Here is a 24,491-nt window from a genome sequence, read left to right as displayed (position 1 = left end):
TCTGGGCCGCTGTTCTTTGTTGGGGGCGGCCAGGGCTGCGAGTGCTTGGGAGGAAAACTGTGAACCGTCATGGAAAGCGCATGACTCATCCACGTGAGTTGCGTCAATCGAATCGCAAAGCCTTGCTGGGCCCTGGCGCGGATGCTGCTTTTAGCAGCTTGGCGGCGCCCGAGATTCGGCAGCGCGTGCTGCTGGCCCATTGGGTGGCCCATAGCCGGGACAAGACCCAGCAGTACTTGGGTTTCCCCTTGGGCCGCATCATGCTGCAGCGCTGGATGCACAGCAAAGCCGGCAGCCGTCGGATCGAGGCGTTTGGCCTGCCGCGTCACATCGTCCATGAAACCTTGGGGGAGCAGGCCTTAACCCTGCATGTGAACCCGCGTGAGCTGATCCGCATGGCCATTCAGGCGCCTCGCAAAGAGGAAAAACGGCCGTCCTCCCTGGCCTTTATCTGGGAGGGAAGCTGGGACCAGCGGCGTGAGGATTTGCGCGTCGGAACGCGTTACTCCCTGATCAGCGATCTGGATGAAAACCGGCATCAGCTGGAACAAACGGCGCGTTTCAAAAAGCTGATGAAGCGTATTGAACAGGGCAATCCTTGGGAGTCGTATCAGCAAGGTGTATTTCTGGATACGCCGGAAAAGATTATTGAGTACCTGCGCATTTACCTGGGTTTTCTGGACGATATGGCTCGTGATGGCTTTGATCCCAGGCGCGGCAAAGATGCCTTGGGTGTGGTTATCTCCCGTGATGGCCGTATTCTGAAAATTAATCGTGGTCTGCACCGATTGGCCATGGCCCAGAGGCTGGGCCTGCCTAGCGTACCCGTGCAGGTACGCCATGTGCATCGCTTCTGGTGGGATCGGGTCACTGCCGGGGCCACGGGCGAGCTGGCCTTGCACCGGATGCAGCAAGCCTTGCGCCGCTGCGTGCCGGAAACCCGGCCCGGCCCTTTGGATCTGGATCCGGATACCTTGCTGACAGATGCTTTCTGGCCGGCTCCGCGTGCCGGTCTGAGCGTTTAAAAAATCACCTGCATAGTCATTATTCCATGGGTGAAATACGGTTTCTCAATGAATGACGTTACACTAGCGCACGCTCCACCCAGGTAGCGTGCCTGTTCGTTTTCCTGATCTCCAGTGGTGCCAAACAAGAAGACCGATTCGCAGCGATCTGGCAATAGCCCGTGCCCGATCCAGTCCTGTATTACCTAGGGGAAGAATTATGACTGCAGCAAAGCCTCGGCCTCGCGAGGAATTGCTATTGCGCCTTGTAAGCGCTTTGGCTGACCAGCCGCGGGCGTCCATGGGGCAATTGGCCGGTCTGGTGGGCTTGAGTCGCGCAACCCTGTGCCGCTACTTCCCGTCTCGCGAAGCCATGATGATGGAGATCTTCCAGGAAGGGGTAAATAGTGCGGAGCAGGCTATTGAACGCGCCCGTCTGTGCGAGGGAAAGGCACAAGAAGCCATTCAACGACTAATCCAGGAACTGCTGCCTATTGTGGATCTGTACATGTACGTTGAGCTGCAGTTGCAGGTAGAGGAGTATTCCACGGCCCGCAGTGAAGCGGTACGAGAGGCGTTGATTGAGCAGTTTCAACAGTGGCAGGAAAGCGGGGACTTGCGGCGCGATCTGGCGGCCAGTTGGTTATGCGAGTCCTTGTTTGCCTTGCTGGGCAAGGCTGCCAGGCTGATTCGAGCTGGCCGTCTGGCCCGCCATGATGCACCCCATAATGTGTTTGTCCTGCTGTGGAGCGGCATCGTTCATCCCTGATCGGGACCGGAAAACCAGGCCTTGTGCTTTCATGTCTGTGCGGATTACGCTGCTTGCTGGTGCAGCGCACACATACGGAGGCAATGGCATGAAACAGGCAATAGCAGCTTTCTCTTTGGGTTTGTCCCTGCTGGCGGGGGCAGGTGGCGCACAGGCCGCTTTGGACGTGGGCACCCCCGCGCCGGACTTTACCGTGCAGGCCGCTCTGGCCGGTAAAACCTTTGATTTCTCCCTGAAAGAAGCCCTGAAAAATGGGCCGGTGGTGCTGTACTTTTATCCCGCTGCGTTCACCAAAGGTTGCACCATTGAAGCGCATACTTTCGCCGAGGCGATTGATGAGTACGCTTATTTTGGCGCCACGGTTATCGGGCTGTCCTCGGACAATATCGATACCCTGAAAGATTTCTCCACGGGGCCTTGCGGTAGCAAGTTCGCGGTGGGGGCGGACACCACAGGCCAGGTTATCAAGGCTTATGACGCAGGACTGGGAACGCATACCGAACGGGCTGCCCGCATGTCTTATGTGATCTCGCCCGAAGGCAAGATTGTGTACGAATACACGGCTATGGATCCCGATGAGCATGTCAGCAAAACCTTGCAGGCCGTGCGCGATCTGGCGGCGCAACAAGGGGCGAAGTAAAGCTGTAGCCTGATTTGGCTTTACGTCGCAGAGCTTCGTTTCGTTCCCCTGTGGCGACCGGCCACACCGCTTCTGGCCGCGAAACGAACGCCTTTTTCCAGTCTGAAATGTTCATATGAACATTTATGCGTCATAAAACTTTCATCTGAGCGTCACCGACTCGTAACTTCGCGTTCCTACACTGCCGGGTATTCAAACGAAACCCATACGCCGTGTTATGAACCTATCTGTCAGGCAAAGCATTATTGTGGATCTGCTGGCCGCCCAAGGGGCGGTGTCAGTGGATGGCTTGGCCGCGCATTTCGGGGTGACGCCGCAGACTATCCGGCGCGACCTGAACCACTTGTATGAAGCCGATCTGGTGCGCCGCCGCCATGGTGGTGCCGAGCTGAACGTGGTCGAGCGCAATGTGCCTTTCCAAACGCGCCGCATTACCCATTTGCAAGCCAAGGCCCGTATCGGGCGAGCCGTTGCCACATTGATTCCTCCCGGTGCCAGCCTGCTGCTGGGTTTTGGCACCACCCCCGAGCAAGTGGCCCTGGCGCTGGCCGACCATCGCGATCTGACCGTGGTCACCAACAACATCAGCGCGGCTCTGGCCCTGTCCCACAATATGAGCCACCGCGTGGTACTGACGGGTGGCGAACTGCGTCAACCCAACCCCGAAATTCTGGGCCCCGGCGCCGAACGCCTGTTCAACAGCTTCAAGGCAGACTTTGGCGTGTCCGGGGTAGGGGGCTTTGACTCGGACGGTGCTTTGCTGGATTTTGATATGGCCGAGTCCGATTGCCACAAAGCCCTGCGCGGCAATTGTCGTGTGCGGATTCTGGTGCTGGATCACACCAAGTTTGGCCGTCGTGCTCCTGTGCGCAGTGGCTCTTTGGATGATGTGGATATTCTGGTCAGCGACCAGCCTATTCCCGAACCTTACCGCGAGCAAATTCCTGCGCGTGTTCAGATCGTGATTGCTGACGAGGTGCAGGCATGAATCGCGCCGCTATCGAGTTGCAAGGCATAGGCAAAGCCTGGGGCGAACAGGCCGTGCTCAAGCAAATGGACCTGTCCATTCAGGAAGGTAAATTTACGGCCTTGCTGGGGCCTTCGGGCTGCGGTAAGTCCACCTTGCTGCGCATTATTGCCGGGCTGGAAACCCCCGATCAGGGTCGTCTTTTTATTAATGGGCAGGACGCCACCTATCTGGAGCCCGCCAAGCGTGGTTTGAGCATGGTGTTCCAATCCTACGCCCTGTTCCCGCATCTGAATGTGGCCGACAACATCTTGTTCGGCCTGCAAGTACGCCGTGCCGATCGTCAGCAGCAAAAAGAGCGTTTGCGTGAAGCCCTGGCGCTGACCAATCTGGAAGGTCTGGAAGAGCGCAAGCCCGGCCAGTTGTCGGGCGGGCAGCGGCAGCGTGTAGCCCTGGCGCGCAGCATTGTGTCGGGTCATCGCATCTGCCTGATGGACGAACCGCTCTCGAACCTGGATGCCAAGCTGCGCCACACCGTGCGCCATGAAATCCGTGCCTTGCAGCAGCGTTTGGGCTTGACTGTTGTATATGTCACGCACGACCAGACCGAAGCCATGGGCATGGCCGATCACGTGGTGCTGCTCAATGCCGGACATATTGAGCAGCAGGGCAGTGCCCAGGACCTGTACGGGCAGCCCAATAGCGTCTTTACCGCCGGCTTTATCGGCAGCCCACCCATGATGATGATTCACAGTGACCACGTGCCCTTGGAGTTGTGGCCCTCGCGCCGTCAGTACGACCAGCCGCATCGTGTGCTGGTGGGCGTGCGCCCGGAGAACCTGAACTTGCACGAAGCGGGCGAGCAGTATGTGGCTGCCACCGTGGTGCACCAGGAGTTTCAGGGGGCCGATGCCTATGTGTATGTGCAGCTTGATGATGGCCACACCCTGATCGTGCGCGCGCCGCACAGCCGCAGCGTCGAGGCGGGTGCTCGCTGTGGCTTGAGCTGGGACCCTGTTCACGCTTTTTACTTTAACCAGGACAGCGGGGCTCGCCTGCCGTCTGCGGATGCTCTGACTGCTGCTCCTTTCGCTGTTCCTCCTGCTGTTCTTCCCTAAACGTACTGCGAGTCTACCCATGTTGAAGAATTGTCTGCTTGCCACCTCCAGCGCCCTGTTGATGGGCCTGGGCGCCAATGCCCATAGCGCGGTGGAATTGACCATGTACTACCCCATTGCCGTAGGCGGCCCGCTGACCGATGTAGTCGATGGAATGATCAAGGACTATCAGGCCCAAAACCCGGAAGTCACCGTTAAAGCCGTCTACTCCGGTAACTACGATGAAACCCGTGTACGTGCCTTGTCGGCCCTGCGTGCGGGCGAGCCGGTGCAGCTTTCTGTGCTGGGCGCACTGGATACGCATGATCTGGTGGAACAAGGCCTGGTTGAAGCCTTTAGCGATGTGGCTCAGGACGCCACCAGCCAGGATTGGCTGAAAAGCTTTTATCCCGCCTTGATGGCTAACGGCACCTTGGAAGGTAAGGTCTGGGGCATTCCGTTCCAGCGCTCCACCATCGTCATGTTCTACAACAAGGACATGTTTCGCGCTGCAGGCCTGAATCCGGATCAAGCTCCCAAGACCTGGGACGAGTTGGTGCAAACCGCCCAGAAACTGACTAATGACCAGCATCACGGCTTGATGATTCCGTCGACGGGCTACCCCTACTGGATGTTCCAGGCCATGGCCTTGCAAAATGGCCGTCAGCTGATGAATGAAGAAGGCACGCAGGTTTACTTCAATGACCCCAAGTCGGTGGAGGCGCTGCAGTTCTTCCACGACCTGGCCTACAAGCACAAAGTCAGCCCCACTGGCACCATTGAATGGGGCACGCTGCGCCAGGCTTTTGTCCAAGGCAAGACCGCCATGATGTGGCACACCACGGGCAACCTGACTGCGGTGAAGAATGAAGCCAAGTTCGACTTTGGTGTTGCCATGCTGCCCGCCAAGGAAAAAGCGGCTTCGCCTACCGGCGGTGGCAACTTCTACCTGTTCAAGGGCGCGAACGAGGAACAGAAGAAAGCGGCCCTGGATTTCGTGCGCTGGATGACGGCCCCTGAACGTGCCGCCAAGTGGTCCATGGCTACGGGCTATGTCGGTGTCAGCCCTGCTGCCTACGAAACGCCTGCTCTGGTCGAGTACGCCAAAACGTTCCCGCAGGCTGTGGTCGCCCGTGATCAGTTAGCCGTGGCTTCGCCCGAATTTGCCACTTACGAGACAGCACGTGTACGTGAGCTGCTGTCCAACGCTGTGCAAGCCGTGCTGACCAATGCCAAGACGCCCAAGGCCGCTCTGGACGAAGCCCAGGCTGCCGCAGACCGTCTGCTGCGTCCTTTCAACTAAGCAGGTGCAGGAATGGCTGAACCATTGCGTGTGCTGCGTAAAGAGTGGGTATTTGCGTACCTCTTGTTAACGCCGCTGTTTGTGCTGCTAAGCGTGTTTGCCTTTATCCCGGCGCTGCACACGTTCTGGTCCAGCTTGTTGAGTAAAGGCACGGCGCGTCGTCCGGCGCAGTTTGTGGGCATGGAAAACTACGATGCCATGCTGGCTGACCCGACGTTCTGGCTGGTTCTGAAGAACAATCTTTGGTATGCCGCCATTGTGATTCCGGTGTCCATGGCCCTGGCTTTGTTGATGGCCTTGTGGGCCAACCGGGCCATGAGTATGCGGGCCTGGGTGCGTTGTGCTTACTTCACGCCCACCATGCTGCCCATGATTGCCGCCGCCAATCTATGGCTGTTTTTCTACACACCGGATCTGGGTTTACTGGATCAGATTGCCAAGCTGTTTGGCGCCGGGGCCACTAACTGGCTGGGCCAGCCGCAAACCGCCTTGGGCGCGGTCATGGTGGTGACGATCTGGAAAGAAGCCGGTTTTTTCATGATCTTTTATCTGGCGGCCTTGCAAACCATTCCGCCCGAGCTGCGCGATGCCGCTCGTCTGGAAGGCGCGACCCGCTGGCAGTATGGCCGCCGTGTGCTCTTGCCCTTGCTGGCACCCACGACCCTGTTCATTTTGATCAACGCGCTGATCAACTCGGTCAAGCTGGTTGATCACCTGTTTATCTTGACCAAGGGCGGCCCCAATAATGCCTCCAAGCTGATGCTGTACTGGATCTGGGAAACCGCCTTTGCCTATATGGATACGCCTAGTGCCGCCGTGCTGACGGTTGTGCTCCTGTTGGGGCTGGGTGCTGTCGCCATCTTTCAATTTCGCTACGCTGAACGACGCGTGCACTACCAGTGATGAACATGGACACTGTTTTGACTGCTCCGGGCCGCAGCTTGCGTTTGCCATCCCTGGATACGGTGGGGGCACATGCGCTGGCCCTGCTGTGGATTGCCCCTTTGCTATACGCCTGCTGGGCTGCATTTCGCGACCCGTCCGCCGCCTTGAGTTTTGACTGGAGCGCAGGCTGGACCGTTAGCAATTTTGCAGCCGCCTGGGACCGTGCGCCCTGGTTGCGCTACATCTTCAACACCACCGTGCTGGTGCTGACCATTCTGCTCGGACAGTTTGTGCTGTGCACCCTGGCCGCTTATGCCTTTGCCCGCTTTCGTTTCTTTGGCAGCCAGTTTCTGTTCATGCTGCTGCTTTTGCAGTTGTTCATCCTGCCCGAAGTGCTGATTGTGGAGAACTACCGCATGGTGGCCTTGCTGGGCTGGACGGACACGGTCTGGGGCATGGGTGTGCCCTATATGGCCAGTGCCTTTGGCGTGTTCTTGTTGCGCCAGGCTTTCAAGCAAGTGCCGCGTGAACTGGAGGATGCGGCGCGACTGGAAGGATGCAGCCGCCTGGGTGTGCTCTGGCGAGTGTACGTGCCGTTGGTCAAGCCTGTGTACCTGGCTTATGCCCTGGTGTCGGTGTCGACGCACTGGAACAATTTTCTATGGCCCTTGGTGATCAGCAGCTCTGACCATACCCGTCCTTTGACCGTAGGTTTATCCCTGTTTGGCGCACCGGAAAGCGGGGTCAGTATCTCCCTGATCAGTGCCGCCACATTAATGACTATCTTGCCGCTTTTGTTGGGCTTTTTGCTGTTTCAAAAGCAGTTCATGCAGGCCTTTTTACGCGCCGGCATTCGTTAAGGAATTCTGATGAAGATCATCCAGTTTTCGGACCTGCACATTACCCCGCCCGATGGCCTGTTGTTTGGCTCGGACCCTCTGGATCGCTTGCGTAGCTGTGTACAGCACGTCAATCGTCATCATGCCGATGCAGACTTGTGCGTGCTGACGGGCGACCTGACCCATGCCGGTCATCCACGCGCATACGAGCGCCTGCGTGAAGGCTTGCAGGATTTGATTCCGCCTGTACGTTTGATGATGGGCAACCACGACAGCCGCAGCGCTTTTCACAGTGTATTTCCGCAGGCCACGACCGATTTACCCGGCTTTGTACAGCATGCCGAGACCCTGGGCGACTGGCGCCTGATCTACCTGGATACCTTGGAGGACGGCTATACCAACGGCTTTTTGTGTACGCGGCGTCTGCAATGGTTGCAGCAGGAGCTGGCCGCGCATAGCGGGCCGGTAATGCTGTTTTCGCACCATCCTTTACCTGCCTTGCAGTATCCGTCCATGGATTGGCTGCGTATGAGTAATGCGTCGGATTTATTGCCTTTGCTCAAGGCTCATCCCGCGCCCGTGCATTTGTTCTCCGGCCACGTGCATCGCTGCGCCAGCGGCGTGTGGAACGGCCTGCATTTTGTGACGGTCAATGGCACCAACCATCAGCACGAACTGGATCTGGAGCGCGAGGGGGCCGCAACATCGACTTTCGAGCCTGCCAGTTACGCGCTTATCTTGCCCAACGCAGATGGTTTGACGGTGCATTTTCAGCCCTTTGGCTACGAGGAATTGCGCTTTCCGTATACGGGGGATTTGAGTGCCCTGAAGTGCGTGTAAGCCTTCCGGGTTCAGCAACGCTGGCACAAGGCGGTAGCGATCAGCAAACCCGCAGTGGCCCCCGCGGCCTGGATTATTTTCCAGGTTACGGGGGCTGTTTGCCTGCTAGCCGCTTTCACGTGATTAGAAGGAATAACGCAGGTTCAGCATGGCATTACGCGGTGCGCCGTAATAGCCGGTGTAGAAGGTCTGATCCAGCGCACTCAGGTACTTGCGGTTAAATAGATTGTTGACGTTCAAGGTGGCCGTCAATTGCTTGCTGAAGTCGTAGCGGCCCATCAGGTTGACGACGGCGTAGCTGCTTTGTTCTCCGGTGACAGTCTTGCCCAAATCCCACGGTGTGGCGGTGAAATGGATCTGGCTTTGCCAGTTCACACCACCCCCAATCGTCAGGCGATTCCAGCTTCCAGGCAGGCGGTACGTGGTCCACAGCTTGGCCATATGGCGTGGCACCAGGGTTTTGATGCGCTCGCCCTGGGCGTCTTTAGTCTGGCTGTAGGTGTAGCTAAAGGCCATGTTCCAGCCATCGAGCAGCTCGCCCGTCACTTCCATATCCAGGCCCTGGGTCTTGGCGCCTTTGACCGCCGTGTAGGCCGCTTCGCGCTCGGTACCCGGCACGATAAAGCCACTGTCGGCCACGGCCAGATTGTCCTGGCGGATTTCGTACAGCGCAATGCTGCTGTTCACGCGGCCGTCCAGCATTTCGCTTTTCAGACCGATCTCATAGTTATTACCTTTGCGCGGGTCCAGAAAGTTGCCGCTACGGTCGCGATAGCTTTGTGGCTTGAAGATGCTGGTGTAGCTGGCGTAGATCGAATGCTCTTCATTCAGGTCGTACACAATGCCGGCATACGGGGTGAAGACATTGTCTTCGTGCATGGTTTTCAGGCTGTTAAAGCGCTGCATACCAGGGTCAGGATAGCTTTGGGAAAGACTGTAGCGGTAATTGCTGAGGCGACCACCCAAAATGACAGCCAGCTTGTCGCTGGGTTTCAGGCGTAGCGCCGAATACCCACCGTACTGTTTGACGGTCAGATCATAGTCAAACAGCTTTTCTCCAGTTGTATTGGGTAAGGCCGGGTTGTTGTTCCAGTTGTGGAGATTGATGGAGGTGCCTTCGATATCGTCGTCCATGGTGTCATGGCGATTCTTGTAGCGCGACGAATTAAAGCCGACGATCAGTTCGTGGTCCTGTCCAAATAGTTGAAAAGGGCCTTTTGCGTGAATATCAAAACTGGTTTGATACTGTGTGGCATCTGAAACACCTCCATAAAGCTGCACTCCGTCGCCCGTTTCTCGGTTGGGATAGCCCCAGGAAGCATCCGCACTTTTCCCGCTTCGACGGGCCTTCAGGTAATTCAGGGACATGGCCAGTGACCAGTCTGCCCCCAGTTGCTGGTCCAGTTTCACAAAGGTGTTGTGAGACTCCAGTGTATTGGTGTTCCAACGAGCCCCTGCATTGGTGGAAATATCAAAATCGGTCTGTTCGCCGGTGTCGTAGAACAAAGGAAAGCCGGAGCCAGAGGAGCCGCGCGGATCATTTTTTTGATAATCCATCCCCAAGGTGACAAGCGTGGTGTCCGTAATGTCGGCCTCAAGTATGCCGTAGACCACATCTTTTTTAGTTGTGAAGTAGTCCATATAGCTATTGCCTTCCTGGTGGGCTCCAACGAGACGGCCACGCAGGCTGCCGTTCTCGTTAATCGGGCCGCCCAGGTCCACTTGAGCCCGCATCTGATCCCATGAGCCGTAGCTCACTTCGGCATGGCCCTGAAAATCGGCTGTCGGACGTTTACGGACCATATTGACGACGCCAGATGGGTCGCCTGCACCAGCCAGCAAACCAGAGGCACCACGCAGCACTTCCACGCGGTCATAAATCGCCATATCCGCCAGCCCCTGGGGAATGTTCTGGCTGACGATATCGGACAGCGTGGACAGGCCGTCCAGCTGATAGTTGTCGATGGCATAGCCACGCGAGTAGATGGTGTAGCGGTCGCTGCCTATGTGCTGGATGGAAATACCGGGCGCTTGTTGCAGCACGCTGCCGATATTGTCCAGTGACTGGTCCTCAATGCGCTGGCGCGTCATGACGCTGATAGTTTGTGGTGTTTCGCGTAGCGTCATGTTCAGCTTGGTGGCCGTGGTGGTCGCGCCGTGGCTGGCGTAGGTCTGGCTGCCTTCCGTCACGGGCAGGCGACGGCCCACGACGCGCACCGGGTCCAGCATGGTGGCGTCCGTATTGGGGCGCGACAGGGTGATCGTGTTGTTCTCGCGCCGGTATTCCAGGCCAGAGCCTTGCAGCAGGCTGCGCAGCGCGTCTTCCGGGCGCATGCGGCCCTGAATCGGTGTCGTGCTCAGACCTTGCACTAGCGAGGGAGAGAAAAACACCTGCAGCTGGGTCTGTTCGGCCAGTTTCAGCAGCGCTTCAGACAAGGGCTGGGCCGGAATGTGAATAGGGACAGGATTGTCTTGGGCCAGGGCAGGGGTGCTGGCACTGGCCAGCATCAAAGCGAGCAGGACGGGGCGCAGGCGGGGTAGGAAAGCGGTTCGGTTCACGGTGCAGATTCAGGGTAGGGGCGGGCAGGGCGACGCCCGGATTCAGAGATGTTCGTCAAACGCGATGTTGAGGAACGCTGAATCTAAATACGAGTCAGTCTTACTAAACCCCTCAGCTTGAATCGATTTATTTGAAACTAATTGTAATTACGAGACGCTGCTCAGCAGGACACTGCCATCGTCTTGTGTCTTGGCCTGCAGTGGCAGGATCTGTTGCAGGGCTTGAAGCACCGCACTTTGTTCGTCCAGCAGGAAGGACGCGGTGACACGCTGCTGGCCGATTCTGGCGTCAGCGATGCGGATGGGATGCTCGCGATAGCGGTTGATTTCAGCAACGACTTCGGACAAGGACAGGTCCCGCACAATCAGGCGTCCTTGCCGCCAGGCGGTGGCAGCGGCCACATCGACCTCGGGCTGAATACTGAGCCCATCCTGAACGGACACTGTGGCGCCAGAACCAGCGGCCAGATACCGGGTCTGGCGGTTCCACCAGTGGCCGCTGGACACTTCCACACTACCGCTTTCGACCAGCACTTTGACTTGCTCGGCATCACGGCGAACCGTAAAGCTGGTGCCGGTAACGCGCACCACAGTATTGCCTGCTTTGACGATGAAAGGGCGCTGCGGGCTGGAGGCTACCGCGCACATCACTTCGCCCTGAATCAGGTCCAGATGACGGCTGTCTTCATAAAATCGCAGCTCGGCTTGGGTGGCGGTATTCAGCTCCAGGCTGGAGCCGTCCGGCAGAGGAACCCAGCGGCGCTCGCCCACACGTGTTTTCAGGCTAGCGGCGTAAACAGCCTGGGGGCTGAGTAGTAGGCCTGCCACACCGGCAGAGCCCGCGACAGCGACCAGGGCGCCGGTATTACGGATCAGTTTGCGGCGGCGCAGATCGGGCCGCTGGGGCACTTTGCCGCCATACAGCAGCTTGACCAAATCCTTGTCCAGCGTGCTGGCCAGGGAGCTTAACTGCTCCACCGCCATAAATTCGCGCTCATTTTCCGGGTCAGCCTGCAACCACTCCTCCAGCGCTTGCTCGTCAGCCGGGCTGAAGCGGCCCGAATGCAGGCGGGCCGACCATTGGGCGGCGGCTTCGGCAGGGGAGGTGGCATCACTGGGGTAGAAAGGGGATTCAGAACTCATCGCGCAGGCGCTCGCGGATAAACTGGCTGGCCAGCGCAATATAACGCTCCACGCTGGCAATGGACAGTTTCAGATGACGGGCAATTTCAGGCTGGGTCCAGCCTTCGATGCGATTCAAGACAAAAGCCCTTCGGTGATTCAAAGGCAAGGCTTCCAGGGCCGCAACCAGGGCGTGGCGCACTTGCTCCGCACTGGCGTGGGCATCGGCACCGTCGGTGATAGGGTGAGCGTCTTCATGCAGCTCGTCCCAGGCCAGGTGCTGGAAGCGGCTGTTGCGACGCCACAGATCAATGGCCCGATGGCGCGCGGACTTGTACAGAAAGTTGCGGGCATGTGCCGCTGTCAGTGTTTTCTGATCTTTTCGAAGCAGGGCCTCTACCGCATCATGGGCGACGTCTTCCGCGTCCGCGGCACCGCCAAAGCGGCGCAGGCAGGACTGCATGAACTCGCCATAATAGGCCAGCCAGCTTTTGCGGGAGAGGTCCGAATTGGACATGGGGGCAGGGAGCTTGAATGACAAAAAGCAAATTATTGCAAATAGTTCTCATTAACTCAATGGCGCTTTATTCAGGCCCTATCGGGGCGTGAGGCCAGCTTGCAACGTCGATCCGGAACTTGCACCGAAAAATCGTCATGTCCGGCGAAAAGCTTTGTTGTTTCATACAAGATCGTTATACTTGCGAACTATCAGGGGGAGTAGCTTACTTTCCGGCGCATCGTCATCACGGCAATCTGTGTTTTTTGCACATGTTCCCGGTGCCCGGGCAACCTTAGGGTTGCAAGCAAGACCTTGCCATTAAAGGGCAAGGTGTATCCTCTAAAAACGATATGGCCTGCGTCCTTAATGGATCAGGCCATTTTTGTTTTGTACACGAGTCGTCATTTTCTCGTTGTACAGTCATGCAAGATGGTCGTCAGCTTTCAATCAAACAATATGAAAAGGCGGTCTTACACATGATGGAGTTTTTGCAAACAATGAGTTGGGCGGCAGTATTTCAGATCATCCTGATCGATATATTGCTGGGGGGCGATAACGCCGTGGTTATCGCATTGGCTTGCCGTAACTTGCCTGCCAAACAACGTGTCAAAGGTATTTTGTGGGGTACGGCCGGCGCCATTGGCCTGCGCGTCGTCCTGATTGCCTTTGCCCTGACCTTGCTGGCCGTGCCCTACCTGAAAGTGGTCGGTGCCCTGTTGCTGGTCTGGATTGGTGTGAAACTGCTGATCCCTGAAGATGATGGCCACGGTAATGTGGAAGGCAGTGCCACCCTGTGGAAAGCCGTTAAAACCATCATCATTGCCGACTTTGTGATGAGCTTGGACAACGTGATCGCCATTGCCGGCGCGGCTCAAACCGCCGATCCGGATCATCAGATCGGTCTGGTTGTCTTTGGTCTGGTCGTAAGTGTGCCTATCATTATCTGGGGCAGCACCCTGGTTCTGAAGCTGATCGATCGCTTCCCTATCGTGGTGACCTTCGGCGCCGCGCTGCTGGGCTGGATTGCCGGTGGCATGATCGTGACCGACGTGAAGTTCATCGAGTTCTTTGGTGAAGCCTCCACCAGCACCAAGCTGATTGCTGAAGTGGTGGGTGCCTTGCTGATCGTAGCCCTGGGTCATGGCATTGCCGCGGCCAAGCGCAAGAAAGCTGCCCAGGCCTGAAATTGAAACAGCAGGTGTAGAACCGGCGCCGGGGGCTTCGCTTCCGGCATGGTTCTGGGTTAAGCTCAAACGATTTTCTAAAAAAAGGAGTACACCATGGCACAAGCCTCCGCACGCCACATTCTGGTCAGCACCGAAGAGAAAGCGAACGAACTGAAAGCCGCTATCGAAGGTGGTTCTGACTTTGCTCAGGTGGCCAAGGAAAATTCCAGCTGCCCATCGGCCCGCATGGGCGGTGAGCTGGGAACATTTGGCCGTGGCCAAATGGTGCCCGAGTTCGATCAGGTTGTGTTCAGCGCCCCCGTTGGCGTTGTGCAAGGCCCCGTCAAGACTCAGTTCGGCTACCACCTGGTAGAAGTGACTGCACGTCAGGACTGATACGATCAGGCCAATAAAAAACCCGCTACGGCGGGTTTTTTTGCGCATGCTGATCTGGTGACTGGTGGTTGGGTGTAAGGCCGGGCGGTGGTTGGCGGGCAAGAATCGGGCTACCTTTAAAATCGGCGTGCTACCCAATAAACAGGCTGTTTTTTTTAAGTTTTTTTCCTTGTGCTGTAGCTGCTTACAGAAACTAAAGCTTTGATTATCAGGGCTTATACATAAAAAGCCTGGACATTTGCCTGCAAGCTGCGCAGTATGCCAGCCATACCGGCTAACGGCCTTGTCGCCGTATTGTTCGCTTACCGTGAGCGAACCAGCCCATTCTTATAAAGAAATCCGATGAAACGCACCGATATGGAAAAACTCAGCGCCGTCAAACTGCTGAGCAATGTAAAAAAAGCGGGTACGCCACAACGCTTTGCAGGTGACTCCGCCGTGGCTGATCGGCGCGAACAACGTCGTCTGGATCAGGCTGCTGGGCTGGTGTCCTTTCCCGTCAAGCTGACCCAGCCAGTTATTGATGCCGTGCGCGCTCGTGCTACCGAGCGAGGCGTCTCGACCAATGAGGTCATTGATCGCCTGTTGGCTCAAGCTCTAGGCCTGTAACCCATGCAGATTTGGGTCGATGCGGACGCTTGTCCCGTAGTCATCAAAGAAATTCTGTACCGCGCCGGGCAGCGCTGGAGTTGCCATGTGATCCTGGTAGCGAATCAGATGCTGCGCACCCCGCCATCGCCCTGGTTGAGAGCGGTGCAGGTGGCGCGGGGCTTTGACGTGGCGGATGACTACATCGTCCAGCACGCCAGCGTCGGAGATCTGGTGATTACCGCCGATATCCCTCTGGCTGCCCAGGTGCTGGAGCGTAAAGCTCTGGTCCTGACCCCCAGGGGCGAACGCTTGGACGCCAACAGCATAGGCGAGCGCCTGGCCATGCGCGACATGATGGAAGAACTGCGCAGTACCGGCGTGGATATCGGAGGCCCAGCCCCCTTCAGCCAGGCCGACCGGCGCGAGTTTGCCAACGCACTGGACCGCCTGATGATGAGCCTGCAAACGGCTGCGAGATCGTAAACAGACTTGCCATCCTCCCGGTGCTTGTGTGAGTCTGTCGCTGGATTGAAATTTTTAGAGTGAAGTACGTAATGACAGACTCAAAACGCCCCTTGATGAATTTGACTGGCCTGAACGAGGCCGTCGCCCAGTTCGCCCGCGAGCGTGAGTGGGACCAGTTCCATAGCCCCAAAAATCTGGCCATGGCCCTGACCAACGAAGTGGGCGAGCTGATCGAAATCTTCCAATGGCTGACAGAAGACCAGTCCCGCGAAGCAGGCAAAGACCCGAAAACCGCCGAAGCCGTGCGTGATGAACTGGCCGATGTGCAAATCTACCTGAGCCGTCTGGCCTTCGTTCTGGGTGTGGACATGAATGAGGCTGTTACCAACAAGCTGGTGAAAAACGCCCGGAAATACCCCGCTGATAAGGTGCGGGGGACGAACAAGAAATATACGGAGTTGTAAAAGGGGCTAGGGATTACAGCTCCCCCAGCATTTCCTCTACAAACCGCTCCATTCGTTCATGTCGCTCACGCGCGATTTCCTGGCCGCGATTTGTCTGAAAACCCTCGGCCAATTTGAATAATTTAGCCGGGAAGTGATCCAGCGCGTAGCGCTTGTCATCCAGAGGACGACTCTCTGCTTTTGGATCTTCCGGCTCATACAAGCTGGAGCCCATTCGCCCCGCTGTATAGAAGCAGCGAGCTATCCCTAAAGCCCCAATGGCATCCAGGCGGTCTGCATCCTGCAAGATGCGGGCCTCCAGACTGACGGGCGGGATGTTTGCTGAAAAGCTGTGGCTTTGAATTGCTTGGCCCACGGCTTCACAGTCCTGCTCTGACCATCCCAGCCTGGTCAGAATGTGTCGTGCCTGCTCCGCCGACAGGGTGGAAGCACGAGAGCGCAATGGCGAATTCTTCTCTACCGCCACGCAGTCGTGCAGCACCGTTGCTGCCAGCAAAATCCGCAGATCCCCACCTTCTTTTTCCTGAATCGCACAGACGTTCTTCCAGACGCGCTGCAAGTGCGATTGGTCGTGGGAGCCGTCGTTGTGACTGGTGCTGCTATGGGGCAGGAGTTGGGCGGCAAGCTTTTCAAAGGGGTGGAACAGGCTGGACATGGCTATGGTTTGCTGTAACGGGTGCCACAGCATAACGCGAAGCAGCAGGGGCAGGACAGGCTCAAGAAAAAGGGCTGCCAGTGGCAGCCCTGAAGGTGAATTACAGTTTTTAAAGTTAGAAGTTGCTCAGCCCCAGATCACTGACCGAGTCCGCCCAATAGTTCAACTGCTGATCCACATAGACCGTGAATTCGGCCGGGCTGTTGGTGACCAGGGTCGCGCCGTTCCCTTCCCAGATTTCCTTGATCTTGTCGGTATTCAAGGCACGGTGGATGCTGTCTGCCACGCTTTGCACGGTGGCATCCGGCACATCTCCTTGCATGAAAATCCCGTACCAGGTCTGGGCGCTGATCTCATCCATGCCCAGTTCTTTCAGCGTGGGAACATCCGGCAAGGCAGGAGCGCGTTCCGGGCTGGATACGGCCAGCGCGCGCAGGCGACCATTGCGTATCTGCGCCACGGCCGACGGCATGGTCTCGAACATGAAGTCCACTTGATCGCCACTGATCAGCGCCATCACAGCCGGGCCGCTGCCTTTGTAGTGCACGGCGGTCATGGTGGTGCCGGATTTCTTTTCCAGCTTGCCAGCCATCAGATGCAGCATGGTAGCGACGCCGCTGGTGCCATAGTTCACGCCAGCCCCTTGCTTGGCGGCGGCCAGCAGGTCGTCCACGCTGTGATAGGGCGAATTGGCGTTCACCACCAGCACATTGGGCATGGCGGCAATCAGGGTGACGGCTTTCAGGTCCTTGCGTGTGTCGTAGGGGAAGTTCTTCAACACGGCAGGCGCAATCATGTGATGCACGGCACCAAACAAGAGCTGATTGTCGGCGGGGCTGGAGTTGGCCACCATGCTGGCACCCAGCACGCCGCCTACACCTCCTTTATTTTCTACAACAACGGTTTGACCTATTTCATTGCCCAGAGCTTCGGCCAGAGGACGAGCCAGGGTGTCGCCCGAACCACCCGCGGCAGAAGGGACGATCAGCCGCACCGGGCGTTCGGCCCAGGCGGGGGGAGCTGCCCAGCTTTGGGGCGCGGCAGCAAAGATAAAACTGAGGGCAAGTACAACACGGGACCAGGGTTTCATGTTTTTTTAACTCCTCGGTAGTCGTCGGTTTCAGCCTTTGCCGGAGCCCAGGCTGCCGGGGTTGCTGCGCAGCTTGTCGATTTGATCTTGTCGTGGTGTCAGCCCCAGGCCGGGGGCGTCGGGCATGCGCAGCCAGCCTTGTTCGGGCTGGGGCAGGCCAGTGTAGATCTCGGCCATCATGGCGCTGGCGGCCAGGTGCCATTCCACATCGCCTCCATTGAGCAATCCGCAGTGCAGGTGACCGTTGTGGGAGGGGAACGCCCCGCCATTGGCGACGGACGCGTTAAAGCTTTCCGCCAGAGCGAAGATCTTGCGGGACTGGGTGAAACCTCCAGAAATCAGCACGTTGGGCTGCAGAATGTCGACAGCCTGCTGCATCAACAGATCCCGAAAGCGGTAGGACTGGCCTTCGTTTTGACCAGCGGCAATGGTGATCCCAGTGCTCTGACGCAATTCGCGCAAGCGGCCCGTGTCGTTCTGAGTAATGGGTTCTTCAAAAAAGCCGACGTCCAGATCACGGGCGTGGCGGGCGATGGCTTTGGCGTGCACATAGTCCAGGCTGCAATTGCCGTCGATGTACAGCGGAATGTCGGCGGGGATGGCCTCGCGTACCAGGCTCATGCGGCGCATGTCCTGGCGGATCAGTTCGGACAGGGGGCGCGGTTCGTCGCGACGTTGCAAGCCATGATGGCCTACCACCATCTTCAGGCCCTTGAAGCCTTGATCCACGCAGTCGCGAGCGACTTTAACCAACTCTTCTTCGCCCAGGAAAGCAAAGCCGAAGGTCGCGTAGGCCGGTACTTTTTCACGGGCACCACCCAGCAGTTTCCATACGGGCAGACCCAGGGCTTTACCCTTGATGTCCCACAAGGCAATGTCCAACGCAGAGATAGCGTGCATGGCATAGCCCGTCTGGCCACGAGGGCACACGTTCCAGTACATGCGATCCCACAGGCGCTCGGTGTTCAAGGGGTCTTGCCCGATCAGGTCGCTGGCCAGAATATCGTTGATCGTGCTGGCAACAGGGTGCTCTTCGGTAATGGCGCTAAGTCCATAGCCGGTGATGCCTTCATCGGTCTCGATTTCCACATGGCAGATGGCCAGGTTGGTGGGTTTTTTGATGCCTGCGCTATCGAACTGAAAAGGCACGTTCAAGGGAATCGCGCGTACTGCCGTGATTTTCATTTTCCTGTCTCCTTGCATTTTTTTGAATGCGTTTGCATGTAATTGTTTTAGGTTTATAGCGTTTTGTTGCAAGCGCAATCAATGGTGTAAACCCTTGATTTAATTGATATATAAAAGCGCAATCTGATATATCAAAAAGGGTTTGCAGCGTTGTTTTTAAGGTTTTTAGTTGAAGGTTTTCTGCATCGGCAGATGCTTTAGCGGACGGGAGTGCAGACGTTTTGTGGGGTGCTCAAAAGCAGTGCTGGCGCTTGCGGCATAAGCAGGTAGACCAGCGGGGAAGAGGCAAGCAGGAGCGGGTTGTTAGTCCCTGTGCAGATCGCCGTGAAACGCTGGCGATAGACTCATCGAAAGAACGAATCATAAAAAAAACCCTGCCAGGCAGGGCAGCTTGGCAGGGCTTTTTCTATGTCGCGAAGTACGAGCAGGGAGCGGTCTATTTCCCCCGCAGCAACTGCATCTGACGACGATCTTTCTTGGTCGGACGTCCAGCATCAAAGTCCAGTGCAGGTTCAGGTGCCAGACGGCGTTGTTCGGCGGCCTGCGCGCGTCGTGTGCTGCTTTCTTCCGTCTCTTGATACAGCTGGCGAGCAACCGGCGCGGGACCACGTACGCCGCTTAAGGCGGTGACGTGAACCTCCATGGCAGGAGTCTCCTTGCGCAAGGTAATCACATCACCGATTGAGACTTCGCGGGCAGGCTTGGTGCTTTGCTGATTCAGCAAAACCCGCCCTTTGGTGATCTCCTCGGAAGCCAGGCTGCGTGTCTTGTAAAAGCGCGCTGCCCAGAGCCATTTATCCAGTCGTAATTTGTCCATGCGCTATTGTAAATCCAGTCTGCAAAAGCTGGGCTTAATGCAGTTCCACCGCAGCGGCAGGAGCAGCCTGTACACGAGGCAAACGCAGACGCAGCAGCAGAACCAGACTGAAGACGGCCAGCAATCCGGCCCAGAACATGACGCGGTGAAAGCCGTCTGCCCAGGCGTGCTGGATGGCTTGCATCCAGAACAAGGAATCTGCTGAGGCAGGCAGATTCACCTGACCGGAGCTGATAATTTGTTGTGCCTGTTCCAGCATGGGATTGACCGGATCAAGACGACTGGACAAGGAGCTGACTGCTCCTTGGCTCATCAAGGAAGCCAGCAGGGCAACGCCCAAGGTCATTCCGGTTTGGCGGATTGCATTGGTGGTGGCTGATGCCATGCCGGAACGCTCACGCGGTACCAGATTCATGACCAAGGTACTGCACGCCGGCACCGACAAACCCATGCCAATGCCTAGTACGGCCAAGGCGAAACCAGCCATCCAGTAGGAAGCGCCGGGTTGCAGCAACATCATCAACCAGGAACCGGCTGCCATCAGGCCAAAGCCCACAGTCAGGATCAGCTTCAATCCAAAGCGCTGGCTCAAGGCACCGAAACGGGAGGCCAGCACAGCCATGCCAATGAACTGGGGAGCCAGCCCCCAGCCGGTTTGGGTGGCACTCCAGCCCAGGGCGTTCTGGAAGAACAGGGACAGGAAAAACACATTGCTATAGGCGGCAAAGCCCAGCACAAAGGAGGCGATATTGGCAGTGCTGAAGCGGTAGTCCCGAAACAGACTCAGAGGCAGCAAGGGGCGGGCGACACGGGTTTGGGCATAGATAAACGCCACGAAGGTGAGCGCGGCCACGCCCAGGGAACGAATCGTCTCGGTAGCGTGCCAGCCTTGCTCACCCGCGCAGATCAGGCCATAGGTCAGGGAGCCAAGCCAGATAACGCTAAGCAACTGGCCGACAGGGTCGAAAGCTGCGTGTTCGGGATTGGCCGACTCCTGAATACCCCACATGCCCAAGCCCAGGGTCAGCAGGCCCAGTGGCAGATTCAGGCTGAAGATCGAAGGCCAGTCGGCTACATCGACCAGCACACCGCCCAGAATCGGGCCCAGTACCAAAGCCAGGGCGCTGAAGGAAGACCAGCCGCCAATGACGCGGGCACGCTGGGCCGGGTCTGGGAAGGCGTGGGTCAGGATCGACAGGGCTCCAGGAATAAGTAAAGCCCCGGCCATGCCTTGCACGACACGACCCCAGAGCAGGGCGCTTAGTGAACCGGCCAAGGCGCACATCATGGAGCCGACGGTGAAGGCCAGCACGCCCAGCAACCAGCTCTTCTTGCGTCCGTAGCGATCCCCCAGTAGCCCGGCAGACAACATGAAGGCGGATAGGCACAGCGCATAGGAATCCACGATCCATTGCAGCCCGGCCATATCGGTTTGCAAGGCTTGTTGCATGCGTGGCAAGGCAAGATTCACGATGCTGATGTCCAGGGTGACCATGAAAGTCCCCAAGTAAATGGCGATGGTTAGAGCAAGTCGGCGAGTCATAATATTTTATAAATGAGAATTATTATCGACGACTATAAAATATTGACTGACTGTCAGTCAATGAAAAATAAACAGGCTGGCTAAAATAGCGCGGTGACACCCGACGAGGCACTTTGTCGGGGTTTTTCTGATACTTTGACATCCATGACCGCTGCCAAAACACCTCGTACCCAACCCTCTGAAGTTCGTCGCCGAGACTTATTGGAGGCGGCTGCCACCTTGTTTTTGCAACAAGGGTTTGATGCCACGCCGGTGGATGAAATTGTGTTGCGGGCGGGCATGTCCAAGGGCTTGTTCTATCACTACTTCAGCTCCAAGCAGGAGATTCTGGCTGCCCTGCGCGAGCAGTTCATCCAGCAGTTTCATGATCGTGTGCAGGGGGCGCTGGAGCAGGCGCCGGCAGAGGATTGGGTGCAGCGTCTGGCCTGTTGGATTCGAGCTTCGGTACAGGCGTACAGAGACACCCTGGAGATGCATGATCTGGTGTTTTCAGACCATATGCGCAGCAATTACCAGGGCGAACGCAACACGGTAACCGAGCCCTTGCACCGGATCCTGAGCGAAGGGCAGAAAGCGGGGGCCTGGTCTGTGGCCGATGTGGATTTGACCGCCTGGGTGATCTACCAGGGCATGCATGGCGCGGTCGACAATATGGGGTTGGAAACTGCAGAGCAGTGGGCCGTCATGGAGAACAATCTGGTGACTCTTTTTGTGTCTATGCTCGGGGCGACGCCGCCTCACCAAAATATGTAGGCTGTTCTAGCCGCACTGGATTGCAGCACTCAGCATACGCAGAACTGGCCTTGTTCTGATTTCTAAACAAGGCCAGTTGCTGGATGAGCAAAGGCTTAGCGGAACTGGAAGTGTTCCTTGTGCAAGGTCCAGGATTTTGCAGGCAGCGTTTGCTTGAGCTCACGTCGCAACTGTCGGCCCATTGCAGCCGGTCCACAGAACCAGATATGCAGAGGTTTGTCGGCATGGTAATGCTGCAGCACCTCTTTGGGCGTCCAGCGACGGCCATCGGCATAAATTTCCAGATTCACGTCCGGGTGCTCTTTGGCAGCCTTGCTCAAGGCCTGAGCCAATGGGTCAGTACTATGCTGACAGGCATATTGCAGATAGGCGTAGGGAGCGTGACCGTCCTGATGTTCCTGGCTTAACCAGGATAGAAATGGCGTGGCCCCGACACCCGCACCTACCCAGATATAAATGCCCTTGTCATCGCGGTCCGGCTGAGTGAAGCGTCCATAAGGGCCGTCCAGCTCAATGTTCTGGCCAACATGCAAACGCTCGGGCAGGCTGCGGGTCCAGTCGCCCAACTGCTTGATATGAAAGCGCACAATCTGGTTGTCCTGATCCGCATCGGACAAGGTAAAGGGGTGGGACTCGGATTCACCCTTCAAACGCAAAAAGGCAAACTGCCCAGCCTGGTGACCTGGCCAGGACTGGTCCATGCGGCATTGCACCTCCAGCACATCACCTTGTGACGTACAGGAGATCACAGTGCCCGTATGCGGGTAGGCCGAACTCAAGTTGCGTAGCAGCTGGATGCCGGCTGCTGCTGTCCCGATCACCATGGTGATCGCCAGTGCCCAGCCGCCTATACCGCTCCAGTAAGCAGGGGGCGTCAGTACCACGCCATGAAAGATCAGGATCAAATAGGCCACTGGCATCAGGCGATGCAGGCTGTACCACTTTTTATAGGAAATCGTGCGGTGCGCCAGGGTGATGATCAGCATCAGAATCAGCGCGTAAAACGTCCATTCACCCAGTGATTTTGCATAGGGCTTGAACAGGCTGACCCATTCAGGAACCGGGGTTTTGGCCAGACGGCCGCCCGTGCCGATCGCTGCCGAGATCAGACCTTTGGATTCCTTGCTGAGCCAATGGGCCAGACTGAGCAAAATGGCGATGATACCCAGCCATTTATGCAGCCTGTAGGCTTTGTCCATGCCGCCTAACCAGGGCTCCAGACGGCGGGGACGCAGGGCCAGAATCATGATGGCCGTCATGGTGCCCAGTGCCAGAATTCCGGTTAACAGCATGCCTTCTTGTCGGACCACCCACAGCATATCGCCCGGTGGCGAGGGGGCCAGCCACAGGGCTTCAACAGCCCAGATCAGAAAGAAAGTGGAGAGCAGCAGTAAGAGAGGGCGACGCATGGTCTTTTCCGGATTGTTTGAAAGAGCCGGGTGCTGCGTAGTCGCGATGTGATGAACGTACCGACGCAGCGCACCGGGAACACCTTATTGATGTTAGTACGCTGCCAAGCCGTTTGCGGAGCCAATATTCAAGAGTGTTTTGAGAAAACTCAAAGCACTCCTAAATATTTGTTATTTAAAGCATTTGTTAATGATTCTGGTTGCTGTTTACTCTATTTCAGCTTGTTGCAGAGTAGTTCTTTTGATTGCTTTTCAGGCCCATCAAGCTGGGCAGATAAGCGATGCCAGATCCAGCAAAGCCGCGTCCTGGTGAGGCTGTCCGATCAGTTGCAAACCCAAGGGCAGTGGGCTGTTTTGACCGGGCGCGGGCAGGCTCAAGGTAGGCCAGCCCAACAAGGACCAAGGACGATTCAGTATTGAAGAGCCCGTGCTATCCAGTCCATAGGGAGCCGGGCCGGGAGCCGCTGGAGTTAGCAATGCGTCGAAATGACCATAACGATCCTGCCATTCTGTTTGCAATTGGCGACGGCGCGCCTGCCAGGCGTGGTAATCCGCTGCAGGCAATTCCAGGCCTTGTTTGATGGCTTGCACGGTAATGGGGCGCAAGGCATCCGGGCTGGCTTGCCAGACGGGTAGCAGGCTGCGGGCCATTTCATAAGCCATGATCTGGCCTTGCAGGATCAGCAGCTCTTTCAGTTGTGGGTCCGCAGGCAGACGCTCCAGGTGGGCGCCTTGTTGCTCCAGATGCTCACAGCCTTGTTCCAACGCGGCCAGTGCTGCGGGTGTGATCGGGCCCAGATCTTTGCCATCCAGCACGCCAATTCGCGGCGCGGAGGGGACTTGACTATCAGGTAAGCCTTGCAGGACAGTGGCCACGCGGCGCAGCACGGACAAGTCCCGGCTGAAGTAGCCGATTGTGTCCAGGCTGTCGCACAACAGGAAAAGACCGCTGCGATGCACCGCGCCAAAGCTGGGTTTGAAACCCAGAATGCCGGTAAACGCAGCGGGGCGCATCATGGAGCCTCCCGTTTGGGTGCCCAATGCAAAATCAACCATGCCAGCTGCTACGGCCGCTGCCGAACCACTGGAAGAACCGCCGGGCGTGTGCTCCAGGTTCAGTGGATTACGGGTGGGACCGGGGGCTGCGTAGGCAAATTCGGCGGTGACGGTTTTGCCCAGGGCAATGGCACCGGCCTGACGCAGCAGGGCGACACAGGCGGCGTCCCGCTCGGCCGGTAGCGCATTGGGGAAATGCGCGCCGTAGCACGTGGGCATGCCTTGAACATCCAGCACATCTTTCACACCAAAGCTCAAACCCGCCAAGGGGCCAGTGGGATTGGTGCTGATACAGGTGGCGGGATCAGCCAGCCAGGACCAAGCCTGGATAGCCTGGTCCTGCGTAGCGAGAGGGGAAGGGTTTGCAGTCATAAGCG

General features: G+C 57.3%; 25 protein-coding genes. 15 read left to right on the top strand and 10 right to left on the bottom strand.

Going from position 1 to position 24,491, the window contains the following annotated elements; translation table 11 throughout:
- Positions 1–80: 80 nt before the first annotated feature.
- The 9 genes from OSH04_RS07635 to OSH04_RS07595 all read left to right on the top strand — a co-directional run bounded on the left by OSH04_RS07635 (position 81) and on the right by OSH04_RS07595 (position 8,344).
- Positions 81–1,025, top strand: a complete 945-nt coding sequence (locus tag OSH04_RS07635; protein WP_035271363.1) for a hypothetical protein — start codon at positions 81–83, stop codon at positions 1,023–1,025.
- A gap of 199 nt (positions 1,026–1,224) precedes the next feature.
- Positions 1,225–1,773, top strand: coding sequence for a TetR/AcrR family transcriptional regulator (locus OSH04_RS07630; protein WP_143241217.1), 549 nt, complete (start codon positions 1,225–1,227; stop codon positions 1,771–1,773).
- An 88-nt stretch (positions 1,774–1,861) separates the two neighbouring features.
- Positions 1,862–2,413, top strand: a complete 552-nt coding sequence (locus tag OSH04_RS07625; RefSeq protein WP_239055080.1) for a peroxiredoxin — start codon at positions 1,862–1,864, stop codon at positions 2,411–2,413.
- A 217-nt stretch (positions 2,414–2,630) separates the two neighbouring features.
- On the top strand, positions 2,631–3,401 hold the full coding sequence (locus OSH04_RS07620) for a DeoR/GlpR family DNA-binding transcription regulator (RefSeq protein ID WP_009463176.1): 771 nt from the start codon (positions 2,631–2,633) through the stop codon (positions 3,399–3,401).
- On the top strand, positions 3,398–4,498 hold the full coding sequence (locus OSH04_RS07615; protein WP_009463178.1) for an ABC transporter ATP-binding protein: 1,101 nt from the start codon (positions 3,398–3,400) through the stop codon (positions 4,496–4,498). The genes OSH04_RS07620 and OSH04_RS07615 overlap by 4 nt, the downstream gene beginning before the upstream one ends.
- Positions 4,499–4,517: 19 nt before the next feature.
- Positions 4,518–5,780, top strand: a complete 1,263-nt coding sequence (locus tag OSH04_RS07610; protein WP_137430747.1) for an ABC transporter substrate-binding protein — start codon at positions 4,518–4,520, stop codon at positions 5,778–5,780.
- 12 nt (positions 5,781–5,792) lie between these two features.
- Positions 5,793–6,683 (top strand): carbohydrate ABC transporter permease, encoded by an 891-nt coding sequence (locus tag OSH04_RS07605; RefSeq protein ID WP_266108199.1) that lies wholly within the window; start codon positions 5,793–5,795, stop codon positions 6,681–6,683.
- Complete coding sequence (locus OSH04_RS07600) at positions 6,683–7,525, top strand: carbohydrate ABC transporter permease (protein WP_052159361.1); 843 nt, start codon at positions 6,683–6,685, stop codon at positions 7,523–7,525. The genes OSH04_RS07605 and OSH04_RS07600 overlap by 1 nt, the downstream gene beginning before the upstream one ends.
- Before the next feature lie 9 nt (positions 7,526–7,534).
- The gene (locus OSH04_RS07595) at positions 7,535–8,344 is read left to right on the top strand and encodes a phosphodiesterase (RefSeq protein ID WP_266108198.1); all 810 of its coding nucleotides are present in this window, start codon (positions 7,535–7,537) and stop codon (positions 8,342–8,344) included.
- Positions 8,345–8,467: 123 nt separating this feature from the next.
- On the opposite strand, the gene OSH04_RS07590 is transcribed toward OSH04_RS07595, so the two are convergent.
- The 3 genes from OSH04_RS07590 to OSH04_RS07580 all read right to left on the bottom strand — a co-directional run bounded on the left by OSH04_RS07590 (position 8,468) and on the right by OSH04_RS07580 (position 12,542).
- Positions 8,468–10,903: a TonB-dependent siderophore receptor gene (locus OSH04_RS07590; RefSeq protein ID WP_266108197.1), complete on the bottom strand. Its 2,436-nt coding sequence runs from the start codon at positions 10,901–10,903 to the stop codon at positions 8,468–8,470.
- 147 nt (positions 10,904–11,050) lie between these two features.
- The gene (locus OSH04_RS07585) at positions 11,051–12,046 is read right to left on the bottom strand and encodes a FecR family protein (protein WP_266108196.1); all 996 of its coding nucleotides are present in this window, start codon (positions 12,044–12,046) and stop codon (positions 11,051–11,053) included.
- Positions 12,036–12,542 carry an RNA polymerase sigma factor gene (locus tag OSH04_RS07580; RefSeq protein WP_226348074.1) on the bottom strand — a complete coding sequence of 169 codons (507 nt, stop codon included), beginning with the start codon at positions 12,540–12,542 and terminating at the stop codon, positions 12,036–12,038. Before OSH04_RS07580 ends, OSH04_RS07585 begins: the two co-directional genes overlap by 11 nt.
- 458 nt (positions 12,543–13,000) lie before the next feature.
- On the opposite strand from OSH04_RS07580, the gene OSH04_RS07575 reads away from it, so the two are divergent.
- From OSH04_RS07575 to OSH04_RS07555, 5 genes are all read left to right on the top strand, one after another.
- Positions 13,001–13,708 (top strand): TerC family protein, encoded by a 708-nt coding sequence (locus OSH04_RS07575; protein ID WP_035271346.1) that lies wholly within the window; start codon positions 13,001–13,003, stop codon positions 13,706–13,708.
- Between the two features lie 96 nt (positions 13,709–13,804).
- Positions 13,805–14,086 (top strand): peptidylprolyl isomerase, encoded by a 282-nt coding sequence (locus tag OSH04_RS07570; RefSeq protein ID WP_009463196.1) that lies wholly within the window; start codon positions 13,805–13,807, stop codon positions 14,084–14,086.
- Positions 14,087–14,428: 342 nt separating this feature from the next.
- The gene (locus OSH04_RS07565) at positions 14,429–14,695 is read left to right on the top strand and encodes a hypothetical protein (RefSeq protein WP_266108195.1); all 267 of its coding nucleotides are present in this window, start codon (positions 14,429–14,431) and stop codon (positions 14,693–14,695) included.
- Between the two features lie 3 nt (positions 14,696–14,698).
- Entirely contained in the window at positions 14,699–15,160 is a 462-nt protein-coding gene (locus OSH04_RS07560; RefSeq protein WP_088451220.1) for a YaiI/YqxD family protein, read from the top strand.
- A gap of 71 nt (positions 15,161–15,231) precedes the next feature.
- On the top strand, positions 15,232–15,606 hold the full coding sequence (locus tag OSH04_RS07555) for a nucleotide pyrophosphohydrolase (protein WP_009463202.1): 375 nt from the start codon (positions 15,232–15,234) through the stop codon (positions 15,604–15,606).
- Positions 15,607–15,619: 13 nt separating this feature from the next.
- On the opposite strand, the gene OSH04_RS07550 is transcribed toward OSH04_RS07555, so the two are convergent.
- The 5 genes from OSH04_RS07550 to OSH04_RS07530 all read right to left on the bottom strand — a co-directional run bounded on the left by OSH04_RS07550 (position 15,620) and on the right by OSH04_RS07530 (position 20,896).
- Positions 15,620–16,261 carry an HD domain-containing protein gene (locus OSH04_RS07550; protein WP_266108194.1) on the bottom strand — a complete coding sequence of 214 codons (642 nt, stop codon included), beginning with the start codon at positions 16,259–16,261 and terminating at the stop codon, positions 15,620–15,622.
- 115 nt (positions 16,262–16,376) lie between these two features.
- Positions 16,377–17,351, bottom strand: a complete 975-nt coding sequence (locus OSH04_RS07545; RefSeq protein ID WP_009463206.1) for a Bug family tripartite tricarboxylate transporter substrate binding protein — start codon at positions 17,349–17,351, stop codon at positions 16,377–16,379.
- Between the two features lie 30 nt (positions 17,352–17,381).
- Positions 17,382–18,536 carry a mandelate racemase/muconate lactonizing enzyme family protein gene (locus tag OSH04_RS07540; RefSeq protein ID WP_266108193.1) on the bottom strand — a complete coding sequence of 385 codons (1,155 nt, stop codon included), beginning with the start codon at positions 18,534–18,536 and terminating at the stop codon, positions 17,382–17,384.
- Between the two features lie 436 nt (positions 18,537–18,972).
- The gene (locus OSH04_RS07535) at positions 18,973–19,353 is read right to left on the bottom strand and encodes an RNA-binding S4 domain-containing protein (protein WP_026484973.1); all 381 of its coding nucleotides are present in this window, start codon (positions 19,351–19,353) and stop codon (positions 18,973–18,975) included.
- Positions 19,354–19,387: 34 nt separating this feature from the next.
- On the bottom strand, positions 19,388–20,896 hold the full coding sequence (locus OSH04_RS07530; RefSeq protein ID WP_083054206.1) for a DHA2 family efflux MFS transporter permease subunit: 1,509 nt from the start codon (positions 20,894–20,896) through the stop codon (positions 19,388–19,390).
- Positions 20,897–21,040: 144 nt separating this feature from the next.
- Here OSH04_RS07530 and OSH04_RS07525 point away from each other — a divergent pair, with 144 nt between their 5' ends.
- Positions 21,041–21,649, top strand: coding sequence for a TetR/AcrR family transcriptional regulator (locus OSH04_RS07525; RefSeq protein WP_088451210.1), 609 nt, complete (start codon positions 21,041–21,043; stop codon positions 21,647–21,649).
- Positions 21,650–21,744: 95 nt separating this feature from the next.
- Here OSH04_RS07525 and OSH04_RS07520 read toward each other — a convergent pair whose 3' ends face one another.
- Both OSH04_RS07520 and OSH04_RS07515 read right to left on the bottom strand, forming a co-directional pair.
- On the bottom strand, positions 21,745–23,058 hold the full coding sequence (locus OSH04_RS07520; RefSeq protein ID WP_035271333.1) for a ferredoxin reductase family protein: 1,314 nt from the start codon (positions 23,056–23,058) through the stop codon (positions 21,745–21,747).
- Positions 23,059–23,319: 261 nt separating this feature from the next.
- Positions 23,320–24,486: an amidase gene (locus OSH04_RS07515; protein WP_266108192.1), complete on the bottom strand. Its 1,167-nt coding sequence runs from the start codon at positions 24,484–24,486 to the stop codon at positions 23,320–23,322.
- Between the last annotated feature and the right edge of the window lie 5 nt (positions 24,487–24,491).

The sequence above is a fragment of the Alcaligenes nematophilus genome (genome assembly GCF_026344155.1).
Classification (GTDB): domain Bacteria; phylum Pseudomonadota; class Gammaproteobacteria; order Burkholderiales; family Burkholderiaceae_B; genus Alcaligenes; species Alcaligenes phenolicus.
Note: the sequence above shows the minus strand (reverse complement) of the source record. Positions and strands in the feature narration are given on the sequence as shown.